The 8,432-nt window shown below is 53.5% G+C and carries 9 protein-coding genes and 1 tRNA gene; 3 read left to right on the plus strand and 7 right to left on the minus strand.

Features of this window, described 5'->3' with window-relative positions:
- Positions 1–146 precede the first annotated feature (146 nt).
- From Q3F21_RS19805 to Q3F21_RS19825, 5 genes are all read right to left on the minus strand, one after another.
- Positions 147–1,376, minus strand: a complete 1,230-nt coding sequence (locus tag Q3F21_RS19805; RefSeq protein ID WP_340256963.1) for a CynX/NimT family MFS transporter — start codon at positions 1,374–1,376, stop codon at positions 147–149.
- On the minus strand, positions 1,373–2,083 hold the full coding sequence (locus tag Q3F21_RS19810) for a FadR/GntR family transcriptional regulator (RefSeq protein ID WP_340256965.1): 711 nt from the start codon (positions 2,081–2,083) through the stop codon (positions 1,373–1,375). Before Q3F21_RS19810 ends, Q3F21_RS19805 begins: the two co-directional genes overlap by 4 nt.
- A gap of 211 nt (positions 2,084–2,294) precedes the next feature.
- Positions 2,295–2,504: a hypothetical protein gene (locus tag Q3F21_RS19815; protein ID WP_340256967.1), complete on the minus strand. Its 210-nt coding sequence runs from the start codon at positions 2,502–2,504 to the stop codon at positions 2,295–2,297.
- A gap of 5 nt (positions 2,505–2,509) precedes the next feature.
- Positions 2,510–2,580, minus strand: a tRNA-Thr gene (locus Q3F21_RS19820).
- A 100-nt stretch (positions 2,581–2,680) separates the two neighbouring features.
- Positions 2,681–3,406, minus strand: coding sequence for an NAD-dependent protein deacylase (locus Q3F21_RS19825; protein WP_340256969.1), 726 nt, complete (start codon positions 3,404–3,406; stop codon positions 2,681–2,683).
- A gap of 86 nt (positions 3,407–3,492) precedes the next feature.
- Between Q3F21_RS19825 and Q3F21_RS19830 the strand changes: the two genes are divergently transcribed.
- Positions 3,493–4,281: a metallophosphoesterase family protein gene (locus Q3F21_RS19830; RefSeq protein WP_340256971.1), complete on the plus strand. Its 789-nt coding sequence runs from the start codon at positions 3,493–3,495 to the stop codon at positions 4,279–4,281.
- On the opposite strand, the gene Q3F21_RS19835 is transcribed toward Q3F21_RS19830, so the two are convergent.
- Positions 4,278–6,113, minus strand: coding sequence for a copper resistance protein CopC (locus Q3F21_RS19835; protein ID WP_340256973.1), 1,836 nt, complete (start codon positions 6,111–6,113; stop codon positions 4,278–4,280). The genes Q3F21_RS19830 and Q3F21_RS19835 overlap by 4 nt on opposite strands.
- Before the next feature lie 124 nt (positions 6,114–6,237).
- Complete coding sequence (locus Q3F21_RS19840) at positions 6,238–7,296, minus strand: DUF4198 domain-containing protein (RefSeq protein WP_340256975.1); 1,059 nt, start codon at positions 7,294–7,296, stop codon at positions 6,238–6,240.
- A gap of 231 nt (positions 7,297–7,527) precedes the next feature.
- Between Q3F21_RS19840 and Q3F21_RS19845 the strand changes: the two genes are divergently transcribed.
- Positions 7,528–7,956 carry a disulfide oxidoreductase gene (locus Q3F21_RS19845; RefSeq protein WP_340256977.1) on the plus strand — a complete coding sequence of 143 codons (429 nt, stop codon included), beginning with the start codon at positions 7,528–7,530 and terminating at the stop codon, positions 7,954–7,956.
- A 3-nt stretch (positions 7,957–7,959) separates the two neighbouring features.
- The gene (locus Q3F21_RS19850; RefSeq protein ID WP_340256979.1) at positions 7,960–8,427 is read left to right on the plus strand and encodes a thioredoxin family protein; all 468 of its coding nucleotides are present in this window, start codon (positions 7,960–7,962) and stop codon (positions 8,425–8,427) included.
- Positions 8,428–8,432 lie beyond the last annotated feature (5 nt).

Consider the following 8,432-nt stretch of genomic DNA (forward strand, 5'->3'; position numbering starts at 1 on the left):
AAGAAGGATGCCAAATGACAGAAAGCATGGCCGCATACATGATTGCCTCCGGGCCCAGCCTCGGCAGCTGTACGCAAGCCATGCTTTCATAATTTCCTTGAGAAAACGGCTACGGTCGCGATCACGATCACGTCTGTTGGCTCCGGTCAGGAAGCCAATCTTTTTTCTTCGGCGGAGAGATAAACATTCTTGCCAGCCCCCAAACCGACCAGGAGAAGCAAGGAAGAGACGACGAGCAGCAGGAAAATCGGAATCGTCCAGCCATTTGTCACGTCGTGGATAAAACCGAAAAGCGTCGGGCCGAGCGCAGCCAGCAAATACCCGACTGATTGGGCCATCCCGGACAACTCAGCAGATTCGGCCGCACTGCGTGTACGAAGCGCGAAAAACATTACTGCCAAGCTGAAGCAGCTGCCTCCAGCGATGCCGATTAGAACGATCCACAACGGCATGAGCACGGTATGTCCGGCTAGCAATCCCGCATATCCAAGAATCATGAGCCCGGTCGTAAAGGCAACGAGCAGTCGTTGGTTGGAGGCTCTCCCGGCAAGCACCGGCATCAGGAAGCTGCCGGGCAAGCTGACGAATTGCATCAGGAACAGCATCCATCCGGCTGCGGAAGGGCTTACCCCCTGATCCTGAAGAATCTGCGGAATCCAGGCAATCCCCACGTAAAACACCAATGATTGCATTCCCATAAACAATGTCACTTTCCACGCAAGCGAGGATTTCCAAACGGATCCCGCTGTTGGGCCCGCCCCCGCCCTAGCGGGAATCGCCGTTCGCAAGCCCTTGCGAAGCTGCGGAATCCATACGAGGAGTGCTAGAAAAGCCAAAAGAGCCCAGCAGATGAGTGAACCGCGCCACCCGGAGGAAAGCGCGTGCGCAATCGGAATGCTCACCCCGGAAGCAATGGCAGCGAACAAATTCATCCCTACAGAATACGCTCCGGTCATAACTCCTATCTTTTGAGGGAAATCCCGCTTAATCAAGCTCGGAATCAGGACATTCCCGATAGCGATCGCAAGGCCAAGCAAGGCAGTTCCGAAAAACAGCAGCCAAACCGAGTGCATGGAACGAAGAAGGATCCCTGTCAAAAGGACAATGAGACTGTACAGTATCGTCTGTTCAGGTCCGAGACTCCGCGATATTTTCGGGGCAAGTGGAGAAAGCAGAGCAAACGCAAGCAGCGGCAAGGTCGTCAGCAAGCCGGCAACTGTGTTGGTAATGCCGGTATGATCGCGAATCTCCCCAATAATAGGACCGACAGCAGTGATCGGCGCCCGCAGATTGGTCGCAACAAGGATAATCCCGAGAGCGAGCAGCCATATACCGGTGCGTCCGCCTTCACGGGATAAAGCCTGGTCTGTGTTCATTTTTCATCTCCCCGATCTTGTTCCTCGAAAGCCTGCTGTGATGCTTCTATATGAGCCCTGACAGCCTGTATTGCCTCTTCCGGTCTGCCCGCGACAATCGCATCTACCAGCTCTCTGTGGATTTTTTTATGCTGGGCGAGTCGTTTGGACGTTGAGGAGAAAACCACTTTTCCTACCGTCTCTCCAATTGACTGATGAATCGCCTCCGTCATGTGCTCATACAGCTCCAACAAGATGCTGTTGTGGGCTGCTTTCACGATGGACAGGTGCAGCTGCACGTCCGCTTCGATGTATGTCTGCGCATGATCGGCAGCTTCGCTTGCAGCCAGCCAGCCTCGCATGGCTTCCACATCTTCTTGTGTCCTCCGGGCCGCAGCCAGGCGCGCAGCTTCCTGTTCCAGCGCATAACGGGCCTCCAGCGTCTCTTCCAGGGCACAGCGCTGAAACCGCCGCTGCAAAGCGGCCCCCAGCTCACTGGAAGAGCAAACATAGGTTCCGTCCCCCTGCCTGGTCTCCAGCATGCCGGTATGAACCAGCGCTCTCACCGCTTCCCGAACAGTGTTGCGGCTAACCCCCAACTGATTTACCAGCTCCGGCTCCGGAGGAATCCGCGTCCCGACAGGCCAATCCCCAGACTGGATCAAGGAATCGATTTGCGCTACAACCTGCTCCACCAGCGACATGCGTCCAGTCTGTTTTAGTTTCATAAGTCTCACCACCAAACGTAGGATGATTGGATGTTTATGATTATAGCACAGCCGAAGAACATGTCAATCTATGAACGAAATCTGCCGAGAATGAGGAGTTTAGACTCTTGCTTTTTTCACAATCTCTATTTTTTAAATAATTTTTACAAAAGATACAAACAAACAGTAAAAAAGACCTACAAAACGGACGATATAAATAGTAGACGCTCTTTTATTTTTCACCTGACCAATGATCGGTCAGGCTTTTTTCTTTTTCAAACTTTCCTGAGTCGAATCTCCGGTTCGTTAGTCCCTCTTTCCCTGTAGGACGTTTTTCCGATATTCCCTCAAGCGCCAGGCACGGCCAAATCAAAAACGCCCCTTTCCGTTGCGCCACAGCAACGAAAAGAGGCGTTTTGTAAAACTGTAGATGTTGCATCATTTGGATGCCCCCACGCGGAATCGAACCACGAACTGATCATTACGAGTGATCTGTTATACCGTTTAACTATAGGGGCAAAGTCAGACTGTTTTCTTTTGCGGTCCCGGTAAAATGATTCACAGCCGTTTTACAGAAATAATTCTAGTAAAAAAAAGACTAAAAATCAAGAGGAAATTTTAATGTTTCCACTCGATTTCAGCCTTCCGCAAAACGTCGCCAATCAATTCGTCTTGAATCAACAGATCGGCTATATCGTCGAGATGGGTGGCATCCCGATTGACGATGACCAGCTTGGCCCCTCGAGCTTTCGCCTGCTCCGGAAACCAATTGGCGGGACTTACGGCAAGCGACGATCCCAGCACAAGAAACAGGTCTGCCCGCTCTGTCCATTCCACCGCTTGTGCGAATGCGGACTCCGGAAGCGATTCGCCAAACAGCACGACAGAAGGACGCAAAAATCCGCCACACTCGCACACGGTTCCGCGCTCTTCCAGGTAGCGGGCAGCCTCGTATTTTTTCGTGCAGCGAATGCAGGTCAGCGTCGTCAGCGTCCCGTGAAGCTCCGCGACACATCGGCTGCCGGCCCGTTGATGGAAGCCGTCCACGTTTTGGGTGATAATCCCTTTGATATGCCCGCGACGCTCCCATTCAGCCAAGATCAAATGCCCTTGGTGAGGCTGGCACGCATACAACCGTTCCAGTCTCATCCGGTAAAAGGCGACGAATTCCTCCCGATTGTTGAAAAGGGCATCCGTACTGGCCAGGCGGGCGGGGTCTTTTCCTTGCCACAATCCCGTCCGCGCCGACCGGAAATCAGGCAGGCCGCTCTCCGTCGACATCCCCGCTCCCGTGAAGACGACGAGATGGCGGGCCTCCTGCAGGAGCTTGATCAATTCATTCAAAGCCTTTCCTCCCCCTCACGAATAGATGCTGTTTCTCATATTCTATAGGAAGCCTCAGACAAAGTACACGGGGAGGAGCTGTCAAGATGAACACCTATCTCGTCTCAGACATCCACGGTCAGTATCAGGCGCTTCGCGAAGCCTTGCAGCGGGTTTCCTTTTCCCCGAAACGACAAGACAGCCTGTACGTCATAGGCGACATGATCGACCGCGGCCCCCAATCAAAAGAGGTGCTGGAGTATTTGCTCAATCTGAAAAATGCCTATCCGAATCAGGTTTTCTTGCTGAAAGGGAATCACGAGCAGATGTTCGAGGACTGGCTGAAAGGAAAGATTGATCCAACCTTGTACTTGCTGATGAATGGCGGAGATGCGACCGTGCGCTCATTTTTGGGGCAGCAGGCCATGCGCCGCGCGTTTCTTGGAGAAGTCCCGTCCATTGACACGCAAAATGCGGCGCGTGAAGATATTCTTGGCCGATACACCTACTTGCTCCCCGCTCTCGAGTCGTTGCCGCTCTACCAATTGCTGCCGGTCAATGATTCCCCCGAAGCTCTGCCGCCGCTGCTCGTCCACGCAGGCATCCGTCCCGGCATCCCCCTTGCCAGACAGCGGCACGAGGATCTCCTATGGATTCGCGAGCCGTTCTACGATCACTATAAAGGAAAAGAGATTGTGATTTTTGGCCACACACCTGTTTCCCGACTGCCCGGATACACCGGCCAGGGCCCTTGGCATCACGGAAACATGATCGGCATCGACGGGGGGGCGGCTTCCCCGCAAGGAGGCATCCTGCTCGTAAACTGGCCTTCTCTCCGGTATGTCTACGTTCCGCTTAGAGGTCTCCAATCAGCGCCACGCGTGCGAGTCACCTAACGGATGATCGGCGGGGGAGTTGCCGACAGCAGACCCGCCAAGAGCAGGGCCAGAAGGACAACAATCAGTTCGAGGCGCAGCGTCCAAGACAGCTTCTTCGCCAAGCGGAGAGCGTCTTTCTCCCGCAAGCCGGAAAGGACGGCCAGCCTCGGCATCACTTTTGCCCGGTGGAATGCGGCGATGATCAGCGCCAACAGGAAGGCTCCGATCTTGGCCGACAGGATGAGCCCATAAGAGGTCGTCACGAGCTCGCGAGGCTGGGCGAATCGGAGCAGCCCGAGGACAATGCCCGTTCCGGAAATAACGGCTACGGAATAGAGTGCCAGTTGGGCAAATTGGCTCATCAATTTATGCATGACAATCAACCCATTCGAATTCATGACAAGCCTAAATGACAACACCGTCAAGCCGGACAAGCCTCCAATCCAGACAACTGCTGCTGCCATATGCAGAACGTCTGAAGCCATCGAAGCAAATCTCTCCTGCCCGGCCATGGCGTGACCCGTTAACGGAAACGTACAAAACAGGGCGATCGCCACCCCTGTGCTTCCCCAACGGAACCGGTCCGTATAGCGCACTGCAAGAAGGAGAAGGATGCAAAGCAGAGGACGAACCCAGCCGATGGTGCCCGTCATCGTCTCCCGAAGCAGCGTCAGCATGTTTTCTCCGAGTCCTCCCGGCAAGCGAAGCATATCGGCCAAAAGATAGATTCTCACCGCTCCGCTCAACGCGAAAAAGACCAAAGACAGCCAGATAAGCAGCTGAACGTTTCTGCCATGGAGCCATTTGGTGTTGAAGGCGCTGACAAATCCTTCCCATCTGGACAGAAACACCAGAACCCCTAGTCCTCCCGCGACTAGCACATCCGCCATTCGCAGCCATCTGCTCCACGCTTCGTGAGCCTCGTGGTCGTGGGCTTCCGGCGACGAAAACGTGTCGGCGACAACTTCCACGCCGCTTTCCCCTGTTGAACCTACGGTATCTGCAGCGCCCCTCTGATTTCCTTCGGCGGCTGAAGGCTGCTGTCCGGCATCAGTCTGAACCCGTGATGCAGGCACCGCCCCCGCCTGAATAGCCATGTCGGAGCTGCCTTCTGACACTGACGGTTTTTGCTCATTTTCTACGGACTGGTTCTTTGCTTCCGCTGATGATGTCTGCTCCCCCGCTCCTGCGGCTGCGATTGGCGAAGGCCCGCTATTTTGCTGCTGGCGAGGACCGTCGACCGAAGCTTTCCGCTCTCCTTGTTCCGAGCTGGTCGTCTGTGTAGCGGCTTTTGCCTCGCTCTTCGAACCTCCCGATTTTGCCGCAGCAGCCGGAGGGCCGCTCTGCTCGGTTTGAGCAGGCGGAGCGCTCTTCTGATTAACCGGAGCATTCTGTTCCTGTACCGGCAGAGCTGTCGGCGGCGGCTGAGAAGCTTCATCCGTCTGATCCCCATCTAAAGAGACCGTATCAGCCGGGCGATGTTTGGGCAGCGGTACCCCCACAGCAAATCTGAATGAGCCTTCCGTAACGTGGGTGTCTACCGACAATACCTGCCATTCCACCCGGTATATGCCGTTTTGCAAAGAAGAGACCGGCATCACCAGCGTCTTCTTTCCTTCAGCCCGAAATGTTCCCGGCACGACTTCACCGGACTCTGTCTTTAACACGAGAGAGCTCACATTCGCGTTTATCTCCTCGGTGAAGGAAATCCGTATCTCCTTCGGCGATCCCTGCAGCTCTGATTCCTGCTGTGGCGAGGATTGATCCACATTGGCATGGGCGAGTACAAAAGCCGGAAGCGAACACGCCATGCATATGCACAGGCAGCAGAGAAGGAGCCATTTTTTCATACCTTGTTCCCCTTTCTATCAGCCAAGTCTCCTTTGCAAAAAAACACATTCTGACAGAGGAGACGACCAGAAAGCCGCCGAAATACTTTCGACGGCTTTTTTTCTATTTGCTCTCTAGCGCTGCTTATTTCTTCGTGATGACAATTGCCTCTGGCAATGTGCCTATCGGTGCGAGCACTTCGACTGCGGCTCCCGCTTCAACCGCAGCTTTCTGCAAATCCACCTGGCCTGTTCCTTGATAAGCAGGATTCAACGCCGTTTTCACGAATGAAGCCGGTACAGTCGTTTTCCCTTCAGCCGATGACAGCCCGGACACTTCGGTCAGCTTTCCATTGATGTAGACGAATGGCTGCGCATTCTTCGCCTGGTGCGCCGGCAGAGAAGCCTTCCCGTTCTGGACGGCAAAGGTCATGGTTGCCTCATAATTGGTTGTATCGTATTGACCTGCGACCTTTTCATCGGTGGCCGGCTTTGCGCGAAGCAGATAGTAATCGGCTGGACCTGTCGTAAAGGTGATCACACCGTTTGCATCCGTCTTGTAAATGGCCGAATCACTGGTGCTGCGGCGGATCACGGTAATTTCCGAGCCCGCAAGCGGTTTCCCCTTTAGCAACAGCTGAACGGACACCTTCTGATCCGGCGTAACCGCAGCCGGGTTGAACTGTGGAACCAGCTCGGCCCGGTCCAGACTGACCGGACGGCTGAAGCCCTTCAGCTCTTTTATTCGTTCCAATGCAGGAATATCGCTGACGGCAACGAAGGATTTAGCACTGCGCAGCGTTCGGCTGGACACCTCGGCATTTTTGAACACGCTGTCTCCCTCTGCGGACACGATGTAGGCTCCCGGGGTGGAAGCGGAAAAAGAAGCGACATAATAGTTGTTTTTTCCCGGTTCCGTCACTTCTTTCTCTTCTCCTGTATAAAAGAGAGTCGTGGTAATATCTGCTTTGTTTTCATTCGGAGCTGTCACGTATACTTTGGTAGAATCCGTACTCCACTTGCCCTCAATGCGATAGCTGCCGTGATGGTTGGAGTGGTTTCCGAACAGCAGCTCGACGTACGAGACCTCTCCGGCAGCAACGATCGGCGTATTGGTTTGCGACCAGCCATCATGTGCCGATGCCGGTACAGCGAAAAGGCATGCCAACGCGAGTGCAGGGATAAGCGTCATTCGTTTTTTCATGGATGAAATTCCTCCCGTTTCCATACTTTTTTCCGGTGATATCCAGTCTCAGTATATGGCTCGTCCATACGATTGAGTATGACTCAACAGGGCTATCTTTCAAAAGACGGGTTGAACGTTGTGTGAACTCGCTTGGAGCCGGCGATGTTCAAACAGCGTTCACAAGTTGTTACTTAACATAAGTTACTTCCCTTATGTAATTTATGATAAAATAGTGGGCGAGGTGTTGATATGAAACGAGAACGTATGGCGGAACAAGCGCTCTTTGCGTCCTGGGTTGTTTCCTTGATCGCGACAGGCGGCAGCTTGTTCTTCTCGGAAGTGCTGAAGTACATCCCGTGCGAGCTGTGCTGGTATCAACGGATTTTGATGTACCCGCTGGTCATCCTGCTCGGAATCGCTTCCGCCAAAAAAGATTACGGCATTGCACGCTATGCCCTGCCTCTGTCGATTTTCGGAGGAGCCTTTTCGCTCTATCATTACATGGTGCAAAAGGTCCCTGCCCTGCATGAGCTCGGCAGCGCGTGCGGAATCATTCCCTGCAACACAGATTACATCAACTGGCTGGGCTTTATCACCATTCCGTTCCTGGCGCTCATCGCTTTTCTCTTGATTACCGCGCTGCTTATTTTCATTCGTACCAATGGGAAGGAGAAGTAAAACATGAAAAAGATCATTATCCTCTCTGTCATCGTCGCTGTTTTTCTGATCGGGGCCGTCGTCTATTCGGATATGGCCAATAAACAGGCTGCGGTAGGAAATCCTTTCGGCAAAACGAACCTCAATCCAGCCACTCTTGCGCAATTGGATGATCCCAATTACGGGAATCAAATCCTCCCTGACGAATTGAAAGCTAAGCTGGAAGGGAAAGAAGAGTTGTTCATTTACTACTACAGCCCGACGTGCGAACACTGCCAGCGAACCACACCCGTCCTGGTTCCCCTCGCCGATGAGCTTCAGGTGGATGTCAAAAAGCACAATTTGCTTGAATTTGCATCCAGTTGGGACGCTTTTGACATCGAATACACGCCCACTCTCATTCACTACAAAGACGGAAAAGAAGTATCCCGTCTGGTCGGCGGGCAAACAGCCGATGAATTGAAGCAGTGGTTCCAGGAACAGAACAAATGACGAGG

Origin of the sequence: Brevibacillus borstelensis, from assembly GCF_037834415.1 — a bacterium.
Classification (GTDB): Bacteria; Bacillota; Bacilli; order Brevibacillales; family Brevibacillaceae; genus Brevibacillus; species Brevibacillus borstelensis_A.